Here is a 21,775-nt window from a genome sequence, read left to right as displayed (position 1 = left end):
CCTCGTCCCAGCTAGTGCTGGAGACGGGGTATCAACATATCTGGCGTTGACTTTTGGCACGCTGTTGAGTTCTCAAGGAACGGACGCTTCCTTTGTACTCACCCTCGCGGGCTTTCCTCCGGGCGCTTCCCTTCGGTCTTGCGTTTCCGACTCTATCAGATCCTTGCGGGCCCGATTTTCGCCGGTGCGTTTCGGCCTTTCGGCTTCTTCGCGGTTCCGATCTTACCAGATCCGTTTTCGTTCCCTTTCGGGTCCGAATTTGTTTCCGGTGGCCGTTGGAGTGGCCTTGCCTTTCGGCTGATCCGACTTTATCAGATTTCTCTGGGCCGGATTTCCGCCTCCCTTTCGGGGGACGACGCCCGTGGGTCTCGGGACGCGTAGGCGTTCCCAGTTCCCCTCGGGCGGAGCCGTAAACGTACTGGAGCGGGGCTCCTGGATGCAAATCCGGGCGCCCCGCTCCACGCGTACATCCGACGGACCGTCAGACCTCCACGACGACCGGCAGGATCATCGGCCGGCGGCGGTAGTTGTCCGACACCCACTTGCCGACGGCGCGGCGCACGAGCTGCTGCAGCTGGTGCGGCTCCATGACGCCGTCCTGGGCGGACTTCGCCATCGCCTCGTCGAGCTTCGGCAGGACGCCGCCGAAGTCGGCGTCGTCGATGCCGGAGCCGCGGGCCTGGATGTGCGGCCCGCCGGTGATCTTGCCCGTGGTGCTGTCGACCACGACGAAGACGGAGATGATGCCCTCGTCGCCGAGGATGCGGCGGTCCTTCAGGGCGCTCTCCGTGACATCGCCGACCGAGAGGCCGTCGACGTACACGTATCCCGCCTGGACCTTGCCGGTGATCCGCGCCTTGCCGTCGACCAGGTCGACGACCACGCCGTCCTCGGCGATGACGATGTGGTCCTTCGGCACACCCGTGAGCGCGCCCAGTTCGGCGTTGGCCCGCAGGTGGCGCCATTCGCCGTGCACCGGCATCAGATTCTTCGGCTTGCAGATGTTGTAGAAGTACAGCAGCTCGCCGGCCGAGGCGTGGCCCGAGACGTGCACCTTGGCGTTGCCCTTGTGGACAACGTTGGCGCCCCATCGGGTGAGCCCGTTGATCACGCGGTAGACGGCGTTCTCGTTGCCCGGGATGAGCGACGACGCCAGGATCACCGTGTCGCCCGGGACGATGCGGATCTGGTGATCGCGGTTCGCCATCCGGGAGAGCGCCGCCATCGGCTCGCCCTGCGAGCCCGTGCAGACCAGCACGATCTCGTCGTCCGGGAGGTCGTCGAGGGTCTTGACCTCGACGACGAGGCCGGCGGGCACGTTCAGATAGCCCAGCTCACGGGCGATGCCCATGTTCCGGACCATCGAGCGGCCGACGAAGGCGACCCGGCGCCCGTACTCGTGCGCCGCGTCGCAGATCTGCTGGATGCGGTGCACGTGGCTGGCGAAGCTCGCCACGATGATGCGCTTCTGGGCGGTCGCGAAGACCTGGCGCAGCACGTTGGAGATGTCGCGCTCGGGCGGTACGAACCCCGGTACCTCGGCGTTCGTGGAGTCCGAGAGGAGGAGGTCGATGCCCTCCTCGCCGAGCTTGGCGAACGTGGGGAGGTCGGTGAGCCGACGGTCCAGCGGGAGCTGGTCCATCTTGAAGTCACCGGTGTGGACGACCATGCCCGCGGGGGTGCGGATGGCGACCGCGAGGGCGTCCGGGATGGAGTGGTTGACCGCGACGAATTCGCAGTCGAAGGGGCCGATGCGCTCGCGGTGGCCTTCGACGACCTCCAGCGTGTACGGCCGGATGCGGTGCTCCTGGAGCTTGGCCTCGATCAGGGCGAGGGTCAGCTTGGAGCCGATCAGCGGGATGTCCGGCTTCTCACGGAGCAGGTAGGGGACCGCGCCGATGTGATCCTCGTGGCCGTGCGTGAGCACGATGCCCTCGATGTCGTCGAGGCGGTCCCTGATCGATGAGAAGTCCGGCAGGATCAGGTCGATTCCGGGCTGCTCCTCCTCGGGGAAGAGCACTCCGCAGTCGACGATCAGTAGCCGGCCGTCGTATTCGAAGACGGTCATGTTGCGGCCGATCTCGCCCAGGCCGCCCAGGGGCGTGACGCGCAGGCCGCCCTCGGGAAGCTTCGGCGGGGCGCCGAGTTCGGGATGCGGATGACTCAAAAGACTCTCCTCACCACACGCGCCACGGGCCCTTGAGGCACGTGGCGCGCATGACATTCGTGCACTTGCTGTTGTGGCTGTGATGTTCGTCCTCAGCTGTGACGACCGTCGGGGTCGCGCGAGCCGTATTCAGTTGTGAAGTCTGGTCCTACAGGTGTACCCCGCCGGCGGCGAGATCGACCTTGAGCTGGTCCGTCTCCTCGGGCGAGAGCTCGACCAGGGGCAGCCGCAGCGGCCCGCCGGGCAGGCTCTGGAGGCTGAGCGCCGCCTTGGTCGTGATGACGCCCTGGGTGCGGAACATGCCGGTGAAGACCGGCAGCAGCTTCTGGTGGATCTCCTTCGCCTTCGTGACGTCGCCGGTCACGTGCGCTTCCAGGAGGGCGCGCAGCTCGGGCGTCACGACGTGGCCGACGACCGAGACGAAGCCGATGGCGCCGACCGAGAGCAGCGGGAGGTTCAGCATGTCGTCGCCGCTGTACCAGGCGAGGCCGGAGCGGGCGATGGCCCAGCTGGCACGGCCGAGGTCGCCCTTGGCGTCCTTGTTGGCGACGATGCGCGGGTGCTCGGCCAGCCGGACCATGGTCTCGGTGTTGATCGGTACGCCGCTGCGGCCGGGGATGTCGTAGAGCATGACCGGCAGGTCGGTGGCGTCGGCGATCGCCGAGAAGTGCCGGAAGAGACCTTCCTGCGGCGGCTTGCTGTAGTACGGCGTGACGGCGAGGAGGCCGTGTGCGCCGGCGTCCTGGGCGGCGCGGGCCAGCTCCAGGCTGTGGTGGGTGTCGTTCGTGCCGGCTCCGGCGACGACAAAGGCGCGGTCTCCCACCGCTTCGACCACGGCCCGCACCAGCTGGGCTTTCTCCGCATCGCTGGTGGTCGGGGACTCTCCGGTGGTGCCGTTGACGACGAGGCCGTCATTACCGGCGTCCACCAGGTGGGCGGCGAGCCGCTGCGCGCCGTCGAGGTCGAGAGCGCCATCCGCCGTGAAGGGCGTGACCATGGCGGTCAGTACCCGCCCGAAGGGGGTCTGCGGTGTGGAAGTCGGAGCCATGGGTCCCACGCTACTCGTAGCTCACCGCTGGTTGCTCCCCTGGGGAGGCCGGGATGTGGACCCGGCACTGCCTGCTCGGGGGTTCAGGCAGTGCCGGATCCGTGTGTTCAGCGTAGAGGAATTTCTCAAAACGCCGCAATACGGACACCTTCCGGCGTGACCCTCCGTCGGGCCGCGGAGATCTCCCTCGCGCGCCTTACGGAGCGACCCGCCCGTTCGCGTTGAAGGCGGCGTACGTGAGCGGCATGAGCTTGGCCCAGTGGGCCTCCATCTGCTCGCCGACCATCTCGATCTCGCGCTGCGGGAAGGACGGCACCTTCGCCTGCTCGTGCTGCGTGCGCAGGCCCAGGAAGTGCATCAGGGAGCGGGCGTTGCAGGTGGCGTACATGGAGGAGAAGAGGCCCACGGGCAGGACCGAACGGGCGACCTCGCGGGCGACGCCGGCCGCCAGCATCTCCTGATACGCCGCGTACGCCTGGCGGTAGGAGTCCTCCATCGTCCGAGTGGTCAGCTCGTGCTGCTCCTCGGTGCCCTCGACGAACACGTACTTGCCGGGGCGGCCCTGCTGGACGAGCTTGCGGTCGGTCGCGGGGACGTAGAAGACCGGCTCCAGCTGGCGGTAGCGGCCGGACTCCTCGTTGTACGACCAGCCCACGCGGTGCCGCATGAACTCGCGGAACACGAAGATCGGGGCGCTGATGAAGAAGGTCATGCTGTTGTGCTCGAACGGGCTGCCGTGCCGGTCGCGCATCAGGTAGTTGATCAGGCCCTTGGAGCGCTCGGGGTCCTTCTGCAGCTCCTCGAGGGACTGCTCGCCTGCGGTGGAGACCCGCGCGGCCCACAGGACGTCGCTGTCGCCGGCGGCGTGCTTGACCAGCTCGACCGTCACCTCGCTGCGGAATGCGGGGGGTGCGCTCTCGGCGCTCTCGGCGGGGGTGTGGGACACCGGCGGTCCTTTCGTTTCGTACGTCTTGCTGCGGCGTGCGCCCGTCCGTCAGCCGCCGTCTGCTGCGGCGCTCCTGCTGCTCATCGCCCGGGCGCGCCAAGCCTACGGCCCGCCACTGACAAGCCCGGAAATGCGCTGTGATGCGGCGCGATGCGACAAAAGGGACCCAAAAGGGACCCCCGGTGCGGACTGCACGCACGGCAGTTGATATTTTTCACAGAAGTCACGGAAAACGGGCACCTCACAGGTGCCTGTGACGTTGAACCATGTGACACTGCCCACTTCGAGGTTCCTAGGAGAGCCCGCTCATGTTCCGCCGGCGAGAGCCCGTCCCGTTCGCCTTTGTCGCCGAGGCAGACCGGTTCCGCAGCAATGTCACCCCTCCGCCGCGCCAGCGGGCGAGCCGTTCGCAGATCTTCGGCCGCACCCTGCTGGGTCTCACCGTAGTCGCCGGTCTGACCGGCTCTCTGCTGTTCGGCGTTCCCGCCCTGCAGCAGGACACGGTAGGCGGGCCGAATACGACCCACCAGTCCGAGGTCGCGCACGGCCGCTGAGCCGGCTGTGCGTTGCGCCGTTCGGGCGGGCAGCCCGGCGGTCCGGCACAGGATTGGTTCCGGCCGTCCTGCTGCCGCTAGCCTCACCGGTCACAGCTTTCGACCGTGTGCCCGTGCGTAACACGGGCCGTGAGTGAGGATCTGCCGTGCCCCTGCCCTTCCTGACGGCCGACCGCGACCTCGACGGGGACGCCGGAGACCCGGCGCCCCTTCCGTACGACGAGCGTGATCACTGGCGCCGTCCCTACCGCCCAGGACCGTGGCGGGTGGGGGCGGCGGCGGTGTTTCTGCTGCTCGCCTCCTTCGTCCTGCTGTCCGCGCTGATCATCGGGCTGGCCGGGGCGCCGGTCGGTGCCGCGGTGTGTGTCGTGCTGGCCGTCGTGATCATCGCGTGCGCGCTGCGGCTGCTGCGGATCGGCGTCTGGGTGAGCGCGGCGGGGCTGCGCCAGGTACGCCTGGTACGGACGACGACGCTCCCGTGGAGCGCCGTCACCTCGGTCCGTACGGTGCAGCAGCCGGTCCGCTGGCTGGGCCTGCCGCGGACGGTCCAGGGCCAGGCGCTGCTGATCGGCGGCCCGGGCGACGGCGAGCCGCGGACGCTCTTCACCGACCACAACGGCGACTTTCTGTCCCGCCCAGGAGCGTTCAACCGGGCGGCGGACACGGTCGAGGCGTGGGCCATGGACTACCGCGGCTGACGGCCGCGGCAGGAGCGCACGTACGCGAACGGGGCGCAGGCCGAAAGGCCCGCGCCCCGTTCAGCGCTGTACGGTCCCGTACGTGCCCACCTCAGGCGGCCCGTACCGGCTTCCCGTCGTGCAAGGCGATCGCCCGCTGCATCGCCTTCCGCGCGCGCGGGGTGTCCCGTGCGTCGTGGTAGGCGATCGCCAGCCGGAACCACGCCCGCCAGTCCTCCGGCGCCGCCTCGGCCTCGGCCCGCCGCCGTTCGAAGACCTCGTCGGCGGCGTCCCGGTCGATGCGGCCGCTCGGCGTCCGCCGCAGCTCGTCGACGGGCAGCCCGCCCTCGGCCTCCAGCTCCTTCGCCAGCAGCCCGGCCTTCCGGGCGAACTGGGTGGTGTGCCAGAGGAACCACACCCCGATCAGCGGCAGGACGAGGACGGCGACGCCGAAAACGACCGTGACCGGGGTGCCCTGCTGGATGAGCAGCACACCACGGTCGCCGACCAGGACGAAGTAGACGACCAGGACCGCCGCGAGGACGAAGTAAGTGATCTTTGCGCGCACTGTACGTACTGCCCTACTGCCCGTCAGGCAAGGTCGAGGAAGTTCTCCAGGCCCATGGTCAGGCCGGGAGTGTCCACCACGCGCCGCGCGCCGAGCAGGATGCCCGGCATGAAGCTGGAGTGGTGCAGGGAGTCGTGCCGGATGGTGAGGGTCTCGCCCTCGCCGCCGAGCAGTACCTCCTGGTGGGCCAGCAGGCCGCGCAGCCGTACGGAGTGCACGGGCACGCCCGCCACGTCCGCGCCGCGGGCGCCGTCCAGTGCCGTCGCGGTGGCGTCCGGCATCGGCGCGCTGCCGGCCTTCTCGCGGGCCGCGGCGATCAGCTCGGCGGTGCGCGCTGCCGTACCGGACGGGGCGTCCGCCTTGTTCGGGTGGTGCAGCTCGATGACCTCCACCGACTCGAAGAAGCGGGCCGCCTGCTGCGCGAACTGCATGGTCAGCACCGCGCCGATGGAGAAGTTCGGCGCGATGAGCACGCCGACCTGCGGCGCGGCGTTCAGCCAGGTCCGCAGCTGCGCGAGGCGCTCCTCGGTCCAGCCGGTGGTGCCGACCACCCCGTGGATGCCGTGCCGTACGCAGAAGTCGAGGTTGCCCATGACGGCGCCGGGGTGGGTCAGCTCGACCGCGACCTGGGCGCCGGCCTCGACCAGCGTCTCCAGCTTGTCCTCGCGGCCCAGCGCCGCCACCAGCTCCATGTCCTCGGCGGCCTCGACCGCCTTGACGGCCTCGGAGCCGATCCGGCCCTTGGCGCCGATCACAGCCACGCGCAGCTTGCTCATCGTCCTTGCTTCCTTCACGGTTGTGGCGCGGTCCGGGGACCGCCGGATGCGATCAGGCGACCGCTTCGTGCAGCCGGGCGGTCTGCCGGTCCTTCATCGGTCCGATGACGGACAGCGAAGGGCGCCGCCCCAGTACATCGCGCGCGACCTCGCGGACGTCGTCCGGGGTCACGGCCGCCATCCGGGCGAGCATGTCGTCCACCGACATCTGGTCGCCCCAGCACAGCTCGCTCTTGCCGATACGGTTCATCAGCGCGCCGGTGTCCTCCAGGCCGAGGACCGTGGAACCGCGCAGCTGCCCGATGGCCCGCTCGACCTCCTCGTCGGACAGGCCGTGCTCGGCGACCTCGTCCAGCTGGTCCCGGCAGATCTTCAGCACGTCGTGCACCTGGCTGGGCCGGCAGCCCGCGTACACGCCGAAGAGCCCGCAGTCCGCGTAGCCCGAGGTGTAGGAGTACACGCTGTAGGCCAGCCCGCGCTTCTCCCGCACCTCCTGGAAGAGGCGCGAGCTCATGCCGCCGCCGAGCGCGGTGTTCAGTACGCCCATGGCCCAGCGCCGCTCGTCCGTGCGCGGCATCCCGGGCATGCCGAGTATCACGTGTGCCTGCTCGGATTTGCGGCCCAGCACCTCGACCCGGCCCGCCGCGCGGATCGCCTTCGTGCCGCCGCGCGGGTCCATCGGCACCGCGTCCGTGCGGTCCAGCGCACCGGCCTTCTCGAAGGCGCGGCGGACCTGGCGGACGACCTTGGCGTGGTCGACGTTGCCGGCCGCGGTGACGACCAGGCGGGTCGGGTCGTAGTGCTTCTTGTAGAAGCGCCGTATGCGGCTCGCGTCCAGGGCGTTGACCGTGTCGACGGTGCCGAGCACGGGGCGGCCGAGCGGGCTGTCCCCGAGCATGGTGTGCGCGAAGAGATCGTGCACGCAGTCGCCCGGGTCGTCGTCCGTCATGGCGATCTCTTCGAGGATCGCGCCCCGCTCCACGTCCACGTCGTCCTCGCGGATCAGCGAGCCGGTGAGCATGTCGCAGACGACGTCGATGGCCAGCGGCAGGTCCGCGTCGAGGACCCGCGCGTAGTAGCAGGTGTACTCCTTCGCGGTGAAGGCGTTCATCTCGCCGCCGACCGCGTCGATCGCGGCGGAGATGTCCAGCGCGCTGCGCTGCTCCGTGCCCTTGAAGAGCAGGTGTTCCAGATAGTGGGTGGCGCCGTTCAGGGCCGGTGTCTCGTCGCGGGAGCCGACGTTCGCCCAGATCCCGAAGGTCACCGACCGTACGGACGGCAGGGTCTCGGTGACGACGCGCAGGCCGCCGGGGAGGACGGTCCTGCGGACGGTGCCCGCGCCGCCCTCGCCCTTGAGAAGCGTTTGGGTACGGGCGACGGCCCGCCCCTCCGAAGAGGTGCGGGCCGTCGTCCGGGAAGTACGGGACGTCACTTGGCGGCGTCGTCCTTCTTCTCCTCGTCGCCTTCCTCGCCCTCGATCACGGGGATCAGGGAGAGCTTGCCGCGCTGGTCGATCTCGGCGATCTCGACCTGCACCTTGGCGCCGACCGCGAGCACGTCCTCGACGTTCTCCACGCGCTTGCCACCGGCGAGCTTGCGGATCTGCGAGATGTGCAGCAGGCCGTCCTTGCCCGGGAGCAGGGACACGAACGCACCGAAGGTGGTCGTCTTCACGACCGTGCCCAGGTAACGCTCGCCGACCTCCGGCATGGTCGGGTTGGCGATGCCGTTGATCGTCGTACGGGCGGCCTCGGCGGCCGGGCCGTCGGCGGCACCGATGTAGATGGTGCCGTCGTCCTCGATCGTGATGTCGGCGCCGGTGTCCTCCTGGATCTGGTTGATCATCTTGCCCTTGGGGCCGATGACCTCACCGATCTTGTCCACCGGGATCTTGACGGTGATGATCCGCGGCGCGTTCGGGGACATCTCGTCCGGAACGTCGATCGCCTCGTTCATCACGTCCAGGATGTGCAGACGCGCGTCACGGGCCTGCTTCAGGGCCGCGGCCAGCACCGACGCCGGAATACCGTCCAGCTTGGTGTCCAGCTGCAGGGCGGTGACGAACTGCTTCGTACCGGCGACCTTGAAGTCCATGTCGCCGAACGCGTCCTCCGCACCGAGGATGTCGGTGAGGGCGACGTAGTGCGTCTTGCCGTCGATCTCCTGGGAGATCAGGCCCATGGCGATGCCGGCGACCGGGGCCTTGAGCGGCACACCGGCGTTCAGCAGCGACATCGTCGAGGCGCAGACCGAGCCCATCGAGGTCGAACCGTTGGAGCCGAGGGCCTCGGACACCTGACGGATCGCGTAGGGGAACTCCTCGCGCGTCGGCAGCACCGGCACGATGGCGCGCTCGGCGAGCGCACCGTGGCCGATCTCGCGGCGCTTGGGCGAGCCCACGCGGCCGGTCTCGCCGACCGAGTACGGCGGGAAGTTGTAGTTGTGCATGTAGCGCTTGCGCGTCACCGGCGACAGCGTGTCCAGCTGCTGCTCCATGCGGAGCATGTTCAGCGTGGTGACACCCAGGATCTGGGTCTCGCCGCGCTCGAACAGCGCCGAGCCGTGCACGCGCGGGATGGCCTCGACCTCGGCGGCGAGCGTACGGATGTCCGTCACGCCACGGCCGTCGATGCGGACCTTGTCCTTGATGACGCGCTCACGCACGAGGGACTTGGTCAGCGCGCGGTAGGCGGCGGAGATCTCCTTCTCGCGGCCCTCGAACTGCGGGAGCAGCTTCTCGGCGGCCACCGCCTTGACGCGGTCCAGCTCGGCCTCGCGGTCCTGCTTGCCGGCGATGGTCAGCGCCTGGGACAGCTCGTCCTTGACGGCCGCGGTCAGCGCCTCCAGGACGTCGTCCTGGAAGTCGAGGAAGACCGGGAACTCGCCGACCGGCTTGGCGGCCTTGGCGGCCAGGTCCGACTGGGCCTTGCACAGCACCTTGATGAAGGGCTTCGCGGCCTCGAGACCGGCGGCCACGACCTCCTCGGTCGGCGCCTCGGCGCCGCCCTTGACGAGCTCGATGGTCTTCTCGGTGGCCTCGGCCTCGACCATCATGATCGCGACGTCGCCGTCCGGGAGGACGCGACCGGCGACGACCATGTCGAAGACGGCGTCCTCGAGCTCGGTGTGCGTCGGGAAGGCAACCCACTGGCCGTTGATCAGCGCGACACGGGTGCCGCCGATCGGGCCGGAGAAGGGCAGGCCCGCCAGCTGCGTCGAGCAGGACGCAGCGTTGATCGCGACCACGTCGTACAGGTGGTCGGGGTTGAGCGCCATGATCGTCTCGACGATCTGGATCTCGTTGCGCAGGCCCTTCTTGAAGGAGGGGCGCAGCGGCCGGTCGATCAGGCGGCAGGTGAGGATCGCGTCCTCGGAGGGCCGGCCCTCACGGCGGAAGAAGGAGCCGGGGATCTTGCCGGCCGCGTACATGCGCTCTTCGACGTCCACCGTCAGGGGGAAGAAGTCGAGCTGGTCCTTGGGCGTCTTCGACGCGCTGGTGGCCGACAGCACCATGGTGTCGTCGTCCAGGTACGCCACGGCGGAGCCGGCGGCCTGCTTGGCCAGGCGGCCCGTCTCGAAGCGGATGGTACGGGTGCCGAAGGAGCCGTTGTCGATGACGGCCTCGGCGTAGTGGGTCTCGTTCTCCACCAGGAATATCTCCTCGTCTGCGTCCGCTGCCCGTGTGGCAGGGGACCGTCTTCGGTGGAGCGCCGGTGCGGGCCGGTCTTCGATCGAAGCACCCGGTGCGTGGGCCCGGAGGCCGTGCGCGTCACCGGAGGCCACTACCGAGGACCGGCGGCTGAGGGGCGCCCCACCGCTTTCGCTATGGCGTTATCGCGTATTGCGTTATCGCTTTTTGCGTCGTCGCGTATTGCGTTGTCGCGTTATTGCGTTGTCTGCACAGCGCGCCGGCTGTGAGCTCGGCGCGCGGCCACGGCGCTGCCGTTGCTGCGCCGTCGGTATGGCGTTGTGGGACCAGACTACAAAGCTTCCGTCCACCAGGGGGTGGTGAAGCGTCCGGTGTGTGGCGCGCGGGGTGTCCGCGCGTACGCCGTACACGGCGAACCGCCCGCGCGTACGGCAAAGGGAGCGGCTCCCGGCCCCGGGAACCGCTCCCCTCACGACGTCTTACTTGGCGCCCGCCGCGCCGCGGCGGATGCCGAGGCGCTCGACCAGCGCACGGAAGCGCGTGATGTCCTTCTTCGCCAGGTACTGCAGCAGGCGGCGGCGCTGGCCGACCAGCAGCAGCAGACCACGGCGGGAGTGGTGGTCGTGCTTGTGGGTCTTCAGGTGCTCGGTCAGGTCCGAGATGCGACGCGAGAGCATGGCGACCTGAACCTCGGGGGAGCCGGTGTCACCCTCCTTGGTGGCGAACTCGGCCATGATCTGCTTCTTCGTAGCGGCGTCGAGCGACACGCGGTACTCCTTAGGATTCTCACCCGCCGAGCGCCCCTGGTCCACTTCACAGGGGTTCTTCGATTACTCGGTCGGCGTGGCAAGGGTATCAGGGCGTGATGACTGCTCGTGACCGTCCGCAGCGAGCGGCCGGTCAGGGGGCTCTCCTCCCCGGTCCCCCGGTCCTCCGCCCCGCCGCGTCAGAAGACGGGCATGGCGGTGAGGGTACCGGCCTGGAGGAGGAAGACGCGGTTGTCGGCGGTGGCGAGGTGCCAGGGGCCTCGGGTGCCGGGGGCGTAGGTCCAGGCCAGGGCACCGGAGCGGGTGTCGGCGGTCGAGACGCCGTTCTCCCCTTCCTCACCGTCCGCGAGCCAGACGCTGTGGCCGATCGCAAGGGACGGTCCCACGGACGCCTCGGAGAGGTTCATCGGGAGGGTCCATGCCACCGAGCCGTCCTTGGGTCGGCGCGCTGACAGCTCGCCGCCCTGGGCGACGTACAGGGATCCGCCGCTCGGGACGGGCGCGCCGCAGCCGTCCTCGCCGTCCACCGGCTGCGCCCACTTTCGCGCGCCGTCCTTGAGCGAGAGCGCCGTGAGGCTGCTGCCGCCCAGGTACACCATGCCGTCCGCGACGGCCGGTGTCAGGGCCTTTCCGCCCTGTTTCCGCGGTCCCCACGCGGTCCCACCGCGGCCGGTCTCCAGCGCCGCCACACGCCCGTCGGTGCCGTGCAGGACGAGGCGCTCGGCCGCGAGCGCAGCACCCACGGCGGCCTCTGCGGCGGCCACGGGTGCGGGCACTGTCCAGCTGACCGTGTGCTCCTCCAGGCCGATCGCACGGATCCGGCCGCTGCCGGTGAGGACGTAGACCGCCGCGTCGTCGGCGGCCAGCAGGCGCTCGGCGTCGGCGTCGCGGACCGACCAGAGCCGCTTGCCGTCCGCCGCGCCGAGTGCGAGCAGGGTGCCGTCGGGGGCGGCGGTGAGCACCGTGCCGTCGGGGGTCTTGAGGGCACCGGCCGCCGTGGCGGCGGACGGCGAGGTCCAGCGGTGCTTCCCGTCCGTCACGGCGTACGCGCGCAGCACGCCGCTCGGCGCAGCGATCACGACGACACCGCGCACCGGCAGGGGTGCGGGCGCCTCGGCGTGGGCGACGCCGGGCCGGCTCCAGAGCGGTTCGGGCACGGCCCCCGGGGCGTACGTGGACAGCGGCTCGGCGTCCCAGGGCTGGCGGCCACCGTCCGCTTCCTGGCCGCGCAGGGCCCACCATAGGGCGCCGCCGCCCCCCGCGAGCAGGACGGCGCCGCCGGCCGCGAAGGCGCCGAGCAGCCTGCGCCGGGGCACGCCGGCGGCTTCGGCACCGGGCATTTCGGCGAGCCGGCGGGCATGTTCCTCACGCTGGGTGATCTCGGCCGCGAGCGGGCCGTTCTTCCAGGGAAGGGCGGGGCGGCGCGGTGGTGTCAGGGCGCGGGCGAGCCATACAGGGCTGGGGCGGGCGGCAGGGTCCTTGGCGAGGCAGTATGCGATCGGCTGCCGAAGGGCTCCCGGGACCGCGCTCAGGTCCGGCTCGCCGTGGACCACCTCGTACTGCACTGCGGCCACGTGCCCGCCGGTGAACGCGCTCCGCCCGCTCGCCGCATAGGCGAGCACCGCGCCCAGCGCGAAGACGTCACCGGCCGGTCCGGTGCGTTGCCCGAGCACCTGCTCGGGCGCGCCGTACCCGGGCGTCGCGGGGGCCTGTCCCGTGCTGGTCAGCGTCAGTCCGTGCTCGGGGCGGGCGATGCCGAAGTCGATGACCCGGGGCCCGCCGGAGGTGAGCACGATGTTCGAGGGCTTGATGTCCCGGTGGACCAGGCCGGCGGCGTGGACGTCGCCGAGCGTCGCGGCAAGTTCGCCGGCCAGGACCCGTACCGCGGACTCGGGCAGCGGGCCGTACTGCTGCACGGCCTGGTCGAGGGTGGGCCCCGCGAGGAATTCGGTCGCGATCCACTGCCGTCCGCCCTCGGTCTGCGCCCCGAGCACCCGCGCGACGCCCTTACCGGTCACCGCCTGGGCCGCCTGCGCCTCCCGGAGGAAGCGCCGCACCATCTGCTGGTCATGCGCCAGCTCCGGCCGCAGTACCTTCAGCGCGGCCGGCTGCCCCTGCCCGCCCCGGCCGAGGTAGACCTTGCCCATACCACCGGCACCGAGCACACCGAGGAGGCGGTACGGGCCCAGGCGGAGTGGATCGCCGGTGGAGAGGGGGTCCATGGGGAGAGCTCCTGGGGTGATTCGAGCGGGGCACGCGAGGGAGGAATGAGCGGTTATTCGAGGGGGATGGCGCAGACGGTGATGCCGCCCTCCATGAGGATCCGGCCGGCGTCAGGCAGCGCGGTCATCCGTGCGGTGTAGTCGTTCTCGCCCGGGCCTTGGAACGTCCAGGCCGCCCGGTGGGTGCGCAGGTCGATGGCCATGGCCCACTGGCTGCTCTCGGGCGTCGTGTAGAGGTACTTCTTACCGACGGCGGGCTGCGCCGCGTAGCTGGGGACAGGGCCGGCGCTCTTCTTCTGTTCCCAGAGGACCTTTCCGCTGGATTCCTCCAGCGCGACCACGCCGCTCTCCCGCTCGATGCAGTACACGACGCCGTCCTTGACGGCCGGCGGGCCGTAGAGGTCCTTGTCCTTGAGCGACTTGCGCCGGCTGACCTCGCGGTCCGTGCCGAAGTTCCAGCCCGCCTTGCCGTCGCTCAGCCGTATCGCGTGGAGCTCCCGGTCGTAGAGGAAGACGTGCGTCCGGCTGTACGCATGGCGGCCCGCGGTCTCCAGAACCTCGGTGTTCGAGTAGGACAGCTTGCGGGTCCACACCTGCAGGCCGTTGCGGGCGTCGAGCACGCCGATGTCATCGTCGGACGACACGATCAGCCGTTGGCCGACCGGAGTGATCATCCTGGTCGACTCGGCGGCCCGCTTGCTGATGAAGTGGCGCCAGCGTTCCCCGCCGGTCCGCTTGTCGTAGGCGATGATCCAGGCGCCCTTGCTGTTCGATGCCTGGACGAGGAACAACTCCTTGCTCACGGCCGGCAGCCGTTCCGTGCCGCTGTCGATGTCCTTGACACGGGCCACCGGCGTGCGACGGTTGCCGGTGACGGGATCGACCGGCGCGATGTGCGGATTGTCGCTTTCATCCAGGGCGAACAGCCGCTTTCCGTCAGAGGCGATGCGCTCCTTATCGGTGATGTCCTCGTTGCTACCGTGTTCGGCGCCGGTCCGTGCGTCCACGAACCTCAGGCCGTCGACGGCCGCCACTGCCACATTGCCGCCGATCGGATGCGCGGTCGCCCTGAACTCGTCGCGCGAGACGGACACTTTCCACGACATGGCCGGCGCGGTGCCGGGGCGGCGGCCTGTACTGCCCTTCGGTTTCGGAGCCCGGGCGGATTCGTCGGCGGACAGCCAGGCGACACCGCCGCCGATCGCTCCGACCGCGAGCACGCCGCCGCCGGCGCCGATCAGCGCACGGCGGGACAGCCGGCCGGTGCCGTGCTGCCCGGCCTCCTCGCTCCGGGCCACCGTGTCGTCGGTTTCCGGCGCGGGCAGCCGGGCCGGGCGGATCTCCCATACGGCCGCGCTGCGGCGCGCGATATCGGCGAGGAGAGGTGCGGGGAGACGATCGGCGAAGTGCGTGCCACCGTCATTGCCGTCCGCCAGCGCCTGCCCCAGCTCCACCGTGTGCGGGCGCTCGGCCGGATTCTTGGCCAGACATCGGGCGAGGAGCAGCCGCAATCCGTCCGGCACTCCCGCCAGATCGGGCTCGGCGTACCGCACCCGGTAGATCAGGTCGGCCGCCTGGCCGCCGCCGAAGGGCGCACGCCCGGTGGCCGCGAAGACCAGCACTCCGGCGAGCGCGAAAACATCGCCCGCCGGGGTGTGTTCCTGTGCCGTCGCCTGTTCGGGTGACATGAAGGCGGGGGTACCGGCCGCGGCGCCCGTACGGGTTAGCCGGTCGTCACCGGCCGCCTTGGCGATACCGAAGTCGATGACCTTCGGTCCGGCGGCGGTGAGCAGGATGTTGGACGGCTTGAGGTCGCGGTGGACAACGTCGGACCCATGAAGCTGGCCGAGCGCCTCGCACAGAGCGGCACCCAACGCCCGTACGGCGTCCTCGGGCAGGGGCCCGCACAGCGCGACGGCGTCGTCGAGCGGCGGGCCGAGCACGTACTCCGTGGCCAGCCAGGGTGTGGCGGCCAGCGGATCGGCGTCGACGACCTGTGCGCCGTACCGGCCGCCGATGACGCGGGCCGCGTCGACCTCCAGCCGGAAGCGGGTACGGAACTCCGTCTGCCCGGCGAGCGGCGCGTGCATGGTCTTCAGCGCGACCGCGCGGCCTCCGGGCGAGCGGCCGAGGTACACGGTGCCCATACCGCCGCCGCCGAGCCGGGCGACCAGGGTGTAGCGGCCCAGGCGTGCCGGGTCGTCGTGGGTGAGGGGGGAGGCCATGAGTCAGTCCACCGGCAGGGCGTAGAGGGCATTGGTGTGCAGGACGAATACCGCTCCGGGGGCGGAGCCGAGGAAGCTGCCTGCCCCGGCGGCCTCGTTGCCTCTGCCGGAGAGGGTGAGGCGCCAGCGCAGGGCGCCGTCCGCGGCGTCGAGCGCGTCGATCTCCGAGCCGTTGCTCTGAAGGAACATGCGTCCTGAATGGCTCACGGCCGTGCCGACGTCGATGCTCTCGAAACGGGAGCTCTTCGACCGACGGCGACGCCAGATGAGCTTGCCGCTGCGCATGTCGATGGCCTGTGCGCCTCCGTGGAAGTCCGCCGCGAACAGCGTGTTGCCGTGCCGCACCAACGCGTACGGAATCCGGCTGTCGCCCTGGTGCTTCCAGAGGTGCTCACCGCTGGAAAGGTCGACGGCATGAACGCCGTCTCCCAAGGCAAAGGCCACTCGGTTGCCCGGATCGACCACATACGGAACGGCAGTGTCGTTGACCGGCCAGCCGTCGACCTCCCGCGTCCACAGGCGCTTTCCGCTCCGCCGGTCGAGCGCGAGGAACGCCATCGGTGACTCGTCCGTGGCGCTGCCCGAACCGGGCAGCAGCAACGCGTCCTCGGTCGTCACCGCCGCCCCCGCGCCGTCTGTCGGGGCGATGCTCAGCTGGGTGACGAATTTTCGCGGAATCGGGGTACGCCACAGCTCCTTGTGTCCTGTGACGTCGTAGGCGATCACCATGTCGTTGTCGTCCGTGCTCCCCCCGAACCACAACGTCCGCCCGCGGGAGGCGATGATCTCCCCCAAGGACGGCTCCTTGACGCCGTCATAGCCCCGCTCGGACCGGAGGATGCGGCCGGTGCGGATCGAGGAGAAGGTCAGTTCGTCCAGGCCTCCCATCACCATCGACCCGTCCTCCAATGGCATGCTGGTGCCGTAGAGGTCGTCCCGCGACCATAGCTTCTTGCCCGTACGCAGATCCACGGCGACCCGGAGGCCGGCCGCGTCAAAGGCCGCGACCTTCCCCCGCCAGACGAACTGCGGTTCGGGATCGCTGACTTCCAGCTCGTAACGCCACAACGGGGCCGGTGCGGATCCGCGCGTGAGCAGGGGCCGCCGAGGCGTCGGCCGGCCCACGCCCGCTGCCCGGGCGGCCGCCACGCCGCCCATGCCCAGGGCCAGCCCGGCGGCGCCTCCGGCGAGGGCCGTGACCAGTGCACGGCGCGGATGGCTCGCGCCGGATGCGGCCCGCGGTCCCTCGGCAGGGCGGGTGGCGTGCAACGCCCCGCCGATATCGGCCGGATGGGCGGTTCTCTGGTCCTCCAGCGCACCGAGGAGGGCCGGGGGGAGCGCATCCGCACCTGGAGCGGGGCCACCGAACGCCAGCTCCCGGGCGAGGACGGCCGGAACGGGGCGCTGCTCGGGATCCTGCGCCGAGCAGGCCGTCAGAAGGTCGCGGAGCTCGTCCGGCAGTGCCGCGGGGTCGAGCACGGTCCGCCCGGTCGCGGCGTACGCGAGGACCGCGCCCAGCGCGAAGACGTCGCCGAGGGGACGCGGCCGGCCGCCGGTCCGCTGCTCGGGCGGCAGGGTGGCGGCGTCGATGCCCGGCACTCCGGTGCGGTCTGTGCCGTCCAGAGCAGCGGCCCGCACCAGGCCGTAGCCGGTCAGCCGCGGTCCGTACGGCGTGATCAGCACCGACGCACGAGAGATCCCACCGTGCACCATGCCCTGGGCGTGTGCGCGGGCCAGCGTCTCGGCGAGCACCGCACCCAGGGCCCGTACGGTGGCGGCGGGCAGCGGTCCCCCGCACGCGGCCAGCGCGGCCGGGAGGGGCAGGGCGGGGAAACAGTCGTAGGCGACCCACGGGCGTTCGGTGCCCTGCGGTGCGACGGCGGCCACAGGAGCGAGCCACGGACCGGTCAGCCGACGGGAGTTCTCCGCCTCGGCCCGGAAGCGGACACCGTACGCACGGTCGTCGGCCGATCGGTGTGCAGGGAGCATAAGCGTATGGACCCGGCCGCTGTGCGCGTCACGCGCCAGCGCGTACCGGATATCGGCGTCGGCGTGCTGACCAGCACCGTCCTGACCACTCCACTCGTGGAGGACCTGGTACGGGCCGATGTGCCGCTCGGCGCCCTGCTGCACCGCTTCCATGCGTTCCTTCCTGGTCGTGGCCGGTCGGCCCGGTCCTGTCGGTTCGTCGCGCCGGGCCGTTGCGTCAGTCCGCCGGCAGCGCGTAGACAGTGCGTCCGCTGAGTACGACGGCCATCTCGTCGGTCAGCGCTACCCTGCGGCGCAGCGGGACGCCTGCCTGTTTGCCACTGCCGTTCAGGTCGGCGAAGCGCCACCGGAGGGCGCCGTCGAGGGGGTCAAAGGCATCGACCTCGTAGTTGCCGGCCATGACGACCGTGTGCCCGGAAGGGCTGACGACCACGTCCGGCGGCGGCAGTACGCCCGGCATGTGGAAGCCGTTGTCGCGCTGCCATGTGATGTCTCCCGTAGCGGCCGCGACAGCGTGGACCATGTACCAGGCGTCCGCGGCGTACACCGTGCCGTCATGGACGGTGGGCGGCCCGAACGGTGGGACAACGCGCTGCCCTGCAGCCGTCGGGCGCCGCACGGTCCACTCGGCCGCTCCGCCATGACCCAGGTCGTAGCCTCGAAGGGCGTCGCCGGCGGCCACGATCAGCGTGCTGCCGTGCGCGGTGACCCGCTGTCCCTGCTTGGCGCCGTCGTACGTCACGATGCCGTGCCCGGAACCGTCCCGACGGGTCAGGGCGGTCGAACGCAGCGCTCCGCCGTCCGCCTTGTCCGCCGGCTCTCCCGAATCGGTTCCCGTCGTCACCACCAGTGCGTCGTCGGTGAGCCGCCCGTCGATGAACCCCGCAGCCAGCGGGCTGCGCCACATCTCCTTGCGGTGCCGGGTGTCGTACGCGACGGCGACGCGCTGTGCACCGCCTTCGCCCCCGACTGCGAACCAGACCGTGTCCCGGTCCATCGCCAGCAACCGCTCGAACGGGCTGTTTCCGTCCTTTCCGTACCGCTTCGCCTGCCAGGCGACCTTGCCGGTACGGGCGTCGAGGACGGTGAACGGCAGGCCCGGAATCAGCAGCAGGTCGTCGTTGATCGCCACCGCCACGCCCGTCGGCCGTACCGCGTCCTGGCTCCACAGCTGTTTGCCCGTGCGCAGGTCGAGGCCCACAACGGTGGTACGGCCGGTGATGACCGCGATCCGCTGCCGCCAGACGTACGGCGGGAAGAGCGGCGCCGGGCCCTTGAGGTCGTGGCGCCAGCGTGGCTGAGGCGGTGCACCCTTGAGCCGGTGGCGGGTGCGGTGGGCGGCAGCGAGGCGTTCGGCCGCGGTGGGCGGGTCGGGGGTCGGTAAGGTCGCACCCCAAACGGCGCCACCGCCGATCGCGAGACCGGCCGCACCGGCCGCCGTTCCCAGGAGGAGGGCGCGGCGCGAGGAGTCGAGGCGGGCGATTGCTGCGGGAACGTGCGAGCGCGTGACGGACGAACCTCCGGCCTCCGTCGGCGCGCCGTGCGGCGTGGTGTCCGCCCCGTGGGCGGGGGCCAACGCTACGGCCGGCCCGGACAGGGCCGTTGTCGGAGGTCCGGTGACCTCCTCCGTGGCCGGATGGACGCCTGCGGCGGCCGCAGCCGTCGCCGCTTCGCTCTCCGTGACGTCCGTCTCCGCAGCCAGCACGTCAGCGGACTGACCGGCGATCGCGGCGATCAGCCGACCGGGGAGCCAGCCCGGCCCCAGCAGGCTCGCCGCCTGACCGGCCGTTGCGTCGAGGCTGGTCGGTGTGGGAGCGCCGATGCCGGGTGCGACCACAGGCTGCCGTGCGCCGCGGACCAGCGACGTCGCGACGTCGTGTGCCTGAGGCCGGTGCGCGGGGTCGGCCGCGAGGCAGGCCGTCACGGTCGTGCGCAGTCCGACCGGGAGCCGGCCGGGATCGGGCGTGATCCGTCCAGTCGCCGCATAGGCGAGCACGGCGCCGAGCGCGTAGATGTCGCCGAGGGCGCGGGGGCGGCCACCCGTCAGCTGTTCGGGGGCCAGGAAGTCGGCGGCAAGGCCGGGGAGCCCGCGGCGCGGTGTGCCGTCCGCGGCCGCCGCCCGTGCGTCCCCGAAGCCGGTCAGCCGCGGGCCGTCGCCGGCCACCAGCACAGCGCCCGGGGTGACTCCTGCGTGCGCCTGCCCCGCCGCGTGCAGCACGGCCAGAGTCTCGGCCAGGGCAGCGCCCAAAGCCCGTACGGTTCCTTCGGGCAGCGGCGCTCCGTACAGCTCCAGCAGGGTCGGCAGCGGAAGAGCCGGGAGATACGGCGCCGCGTACCAGGGCAGCTCTGCGCCGGCCGCGCCCGCGGCCTCGTCGACGGCCCAGGACCATGGGATCGAATGGGCCTGCCGTATTCGGCGGGCGTTCTCCGCCTCGGCCGCGAACCGCACCCGGTGCTCCCGGTCGTCCGCCGCCTGCGGGTGCGGGCCGGTGACGACCACCGTACGGTTCCCGCTCACGTCCCGAGCGATGTACCGCCGACCCGGCACCGGCACTGCCGAGTACTCAGGATCGAGCCGCCCAATGACGCGGTACGGCCCGAACTGCCGCGGATCGTCCAGGCGTAGCGGTTCCATGACGTTCCTCCCCCGTGGCGCTGTGTTCCGTCCCCGTCCCCGTCCCCGTCTCCGCCCCCGTCAGCTCGTCATGCTGCGCACCGTGCCGTACACGTCCAGCACCGCGAGGCACAGCGGTACCAAGGACAACAGCACGAGGTTTTCGAAGAGTTCGGCCGTGCGACCCCAGAACGGCGTGAGGCCCTTGCGGGGGACGACGAGGCCGATCGCGGTGATCGCGGCCCCGAGGGCGGCGATGGTAACCGTCAGCCAGATGATCCGGATGTCGAAGGCGTTCCGCGCGTCCGGCAGCGCGACCGGCGCGTTCAGGGCCAGGCCCACCGCGAGCAGTACGAGGGCGACCAGGCCCGCGACCAGAGTGCAGCTGACCTGGCTGGTGTAGCGGAACAGGCGGGCACGCAGCAGCATCCCCAGGCCGGCGGCGAGGGCGAGGCCCTGGCCCCACGCGGAGTCGGAGAAGCCGAGGACACCGGAGGCCACAGTCAGCACCGCGGCGCAGCCCCCGACGAGACCGACCAGCATGTCGTGACCGCGACGGGCCTGGGCGGCGATGCGCTCGGCGTCGACCGGGCCCGGCCCGTCGGCGGAGGCGTCCAGATCGTCGTAGCCGCCGGTGCGCGGCGGCTCGTAACCGATCGGCAGCCGCGCGAAACGTGCGGAGAGTCCCGGCAGGAAGGCGATGACGCCGATGACGAACGGTACGCAGATCGCCGCGACGTCCACCGGGCGCAGATCGGTGAGGACGGCGGCGAAGGTCGCGAGGGTGCCGACGGCGGCGGCGAAGGCCGCGGCGACGAACGGTCCGCCGCCGCCCGGTGACGCGGCGATCAGTACCGCCGATGCGATCAGCACGGCGACGCAGCCCAGCAGGAACTGCAGCCGTCCCACGCCGTGTCCGTCGGCAGGCGGAAGCAGCCCGGAGCCGGCGATCAGTACGTTCGGCAGGGCGCCGAGCCCCAGGGCGATCGAGGAGGCCCGGTCGTCGTAGACCCGCGCGCGGACGGCGGACAGCGCGACCAGCAGCACGCCGGCGACCGCGGCGAGGATGCCCGCGAGGCCGTGCATGTCGTGGCGTACCGGGTCCGCGAACCACAGCACGAGCGCCATCAGCGACAGCAGCACCCCGCCGCCGGTGAGCCCGGCAACCCGCAGCAGGTCGTCGCTCCACAGCGTGCGGTCCCGGGTGACGGCGGTCGCGACCGCGTCGGACACCTCATCGAAGACGGCGGGCGGCAGCGATTCGCCGAACGGGCGGAGGATGAGCACCTCGCCGTCGAGGATGCGCTGCGCCGAAAAGGACCGGGCGCCGTCCAGGACGCTGCCGTCCCGGCGCACCAAGTGGTAACCGACGGGCGCGCCTTCGGCGGGCGTCTGCCCGCTCAGCCGCAGGATCTCGGGATAGATGTCCGCGGCCGGAATGTCGTCGGGGAGTGCCACATCGATACGACTGTCCGGCGCGACGATCGTGACCCGGCTGAAGCCCGTGGACACCCCCGCGGCCGTCGTCGTGGCCGTCGTACTCACCTGCTGGTCCCCCTCATTCCCGGTATTC

Annotated in this window: 15 protein-coding genes; 2 read left to right on the top strand and 13 right to left on the bottom strand. The window is 71.0% G+C overall.

The genetic code is table 11. From position 1 onward, the window contains the following. Positions 1 to 481 precede the first annotated feature (481 nt). From ACZ4MH_RS26715 to thyX, 3 genes are all read right to left on the bottom strand, one after another. Positions 482 to 2,167: a ribonuclease J gene (locus ACZ4MH_RS26715; RefSeq protein WP_351600671.1), complete on the bottom strand. Its 1,686-nt coding sequence runs from the start codon at positions 2,165 to 2,167 to the stop codon at positions 482 to 484. 148 nt (positions 2,168 to 2,315) lie between these two features. Continuing rightward, complete coding sequence (gene dapA, locus ACZ4MH_RS26710; RefSeq protein WP_351600668.1) at positions 2,316 to 3,215, bottom strand: 4-hydroxy-tetrahydrodipicolinate synthase; 900 nt, start codon at positions 3,213 to 3,215, stop codon at positions 2,316 to 2,318. A gap of 196 nt (positions 3,216 to 3,411) precedes the next feature. Next, the gene (gene thyX / locus ACZ4MH_RS26705; RefSeq protein WP_351600665.1) at positions 3,412 to 4,161 is read right to left on the bottom strand and encodes an FAD-dependent thymidylate synthase; all 750 of its coding nucleotides are present in this window, start codon (positions 4,159 to 4,161) and stop codon (positions 3,412 to 3,414) included. Positions 4,162 to 4,469: 308 nt separating this feature from the next. On the opposite strand from thyX, the gene ACZ4MH_RS26700 reads away from it, so the two are divergent. Then, the gene (locus ACZ4MH_RS26700; protein ID WP_030266330.1) at positions 4,470 to 4,715 is read left to right on the top strand and encodes a hypothetical protein; all 246 of its coding nucleotides are present in this window, start codon (positions 4,470 to 4,472) and stop codon (positions 4,713 to 4,715) included. A gap of 146 nt (positions 4,716 to 4,861) precedes the next feature. Beyond that, a complete protein-coding gene (locus tag ACZ4MH_RS26695; RefSeq protein ID WP_351600660.1) occupies positions 4,862 to 5,413 on the top strand; it encodes a hypothetical protein in 552 nt (183 codons plus the stop codon). Between the two features lie 91 nt (positions 5,414 to 5,504). Here the strand turns inward: ACZ4MH_RS26695 and ACZ4MH_RS26690 are convergent, their stop codons facing one another. The 10 genes from ACZ4MH_RS26690 to eccD all read right to left on the bottom strand — a co-directional run bounded on the left by ACZ4MH_RS26690 (position 5,505) and on the right by eccD (position 21,747). After that, positions 5,505 to 5,960 (bottom strand): tetratricopeptide repeat protein, encoded by a 456-nt coding sequence (locus tag ACZ4MH_RS26690; RefSeq protein ID WP_351600657.1) that lies wholly within the window; start codon positions 5,958 to 5,960, stop codon positions 5,505 to 5,507. A gap of 23 nt (positions 5,961 to 5,983) precedes the next feature. After that, positions 5,984 to 6,736: a 4-hydroxy-tetrahydrodipicolinate reductase gene (dapB, locus tag ACZ4MH_RS26685; protein WP_351600654.1), complete on the bottom strand. Its 753-nt coding sequence runs from the start codon at positions 6,734 to 6,736 to the stop codon at positions 5,984 to 5,986. A 52-nt stretch (positions 6,737 to 6,788) separates the two neighbouring features. Then, the gene (locus tag ACZ4MH_RS26680) at positions 6,789 to 8,168 is read right to left on the bottom strand and encodes a M16 family metallopeptidase (RefSeq protein ID WP_351600651.1); all 1,380 of its coding nucleotides are present in this window, start codon (positions 8,166 to 8,168) and stop codon (positions 6,789 to 6,791) included. Further along, the gene (locus ACZ4MH_RS26675) at positions 8,165 to 10,384 is read right to left on the bottom strand and encodes a polyribonucleotide nucleotidyltransferase (protein ID WP_351600648.1); all 2,220 of its coding nucleotides are present in this window, start codon (positions 10,382 to 10,384) and stop codon (positions 8,165 to 8,167) included. Before ACZ4MH_RS26675 ends, ACZ4MH_RS26680 begins: the two co-directional genes overlap by 4 nt. A gap of 480 nt (positions 10,385 to 10,864) precedes the next feature. Further along, positions 10,865 to 11,152 (bottom strand): 30S ribosomal protein S15, encoded by a 288-nt coding sequence (gene rpsO / locus ACZ4MH_RS26670; RefSeq protein WP_006602744.1) that lies wholly within the window; start codon positions 11,150 to 11,152, stop codon positions 10,865 to 10,867. Between the two features lie 179 nt (positions 11,153 to 11,331). Further along, positions 11,332 to 13,374: a serine/threonine-protein kinase gene (locus ACZ4MH_RS26665; protein ID WP_467754726.1), complete on the bottom strand. Its 2,043-nt coding sequence runs from the start codon at positions 13,372 to 13,374 to the stop codon at positions 11,332 to 11,334. Positions 13,375 to 13,427: 53 nt separating this feature from the next. Next, on the bottom strand, positions 13,428 to 15,599 hold the full coding sequence (locus ACZ4MH_RS26660) for a protein kinase domain-containing protein (protein WP_351597703.1): 2,172 nt from the start codon (positions 15,597 to 15,599) through the stop codon (positions 13,428 to 13,430). Positions 15,600 to 15,602: 3 nt separating this feature from the next. After that, a complete protein-coding gene (locus ACZ4MH_RS26655; protein WP_351597700.1) occupies positions 15,603 to 17,741 on the bottom strand; it encodes an outer membrane protein assembly factor BamB family protein in 2,139 nt (712 codons plus the stop codon). A 64-nt stretch (positions 17,742 to 17,805) separates the two neighbouring features. After that, positions 17,806 to 20,106, bottom strand: a complete 2,301-nt coding sequence (locus ACZ4MH_RS26650) for an outer membrane protein assembly factor BamB family protein (RefSeq protein ID WP_351597697.1) — start codon at positions 20,104 to 20,106, stop codon at positions 17,806 to 17,808. A gap of 177 nt (positions 20,107 to 20,283) precedes the next feature. Then, a complete protein-coding gene (eccD, locus tag ACZ4MH_RS26645; RefSeq protein ID WP_351597694.1) occupies positions 20,284 to 21,747 on the bottom strand; it encodes a type VII secretion integral membrane protein EccD in 1,464 nt (487 codons plus the stop codon). Between the last annotated feature and the right edge of the window lie 28 nt (positions 21,748 to 21,775).

Source organism: Streptomyces sp. NPDC026301, assembly GCF_055567935.1.
Note: the sequence above shows the minus strand (reverse complement) of the source record. Positions and strands in the feature narration are given on the sequence as shown.

Bases quoted from the DNA above. Each gene is read 5' to 3' on its own strand.
- dapA (WP_351600668.1), bottom strand. From the start codon at position 3,215: ATGGCTCCGACTTCCACACCGCAGACCCCCTTCGGGCGGGTACTGACC.
- ACZ4MH_RS26700 (WP_030266330.1), top strand. From the start codon at position 4,470: ATGTTCCGCCGGCGAGAGCCCGTCCCGTTCGCCTTTGTCGCCGAGGCA.
- dapB (WP_351600654.1), bottom strand. From the start codon at position 6,736: ATGAGCAAGCTGCGCGTGGCTGTGATCGGCGCCAAGGGCCGGATCGGC.
- ACZ4MH_RS26665 (WP_467754726.1), bottom strand. From the start codon at position 13,374: ATGGACCCCCTCTCCACCGGCGATCCACTCCGCCTGGGCCCGTACCGC.
- ACZ4MH_RS26660 (WP_351597703.1), bottom strand. From the start codon at position 15,599: ATGGCCTCCCCCCTCACCCACGACGACCCGGCACGCCTGGGCCGCTAC.
- ACZ4MH_RS26655 (WP_351597700.1), bottom strand. From the start codon at position 17,741: ATGGAAGCGGTGCAGCAGGGCGCCGAGCGGCACATCGGCCCGTACCAG.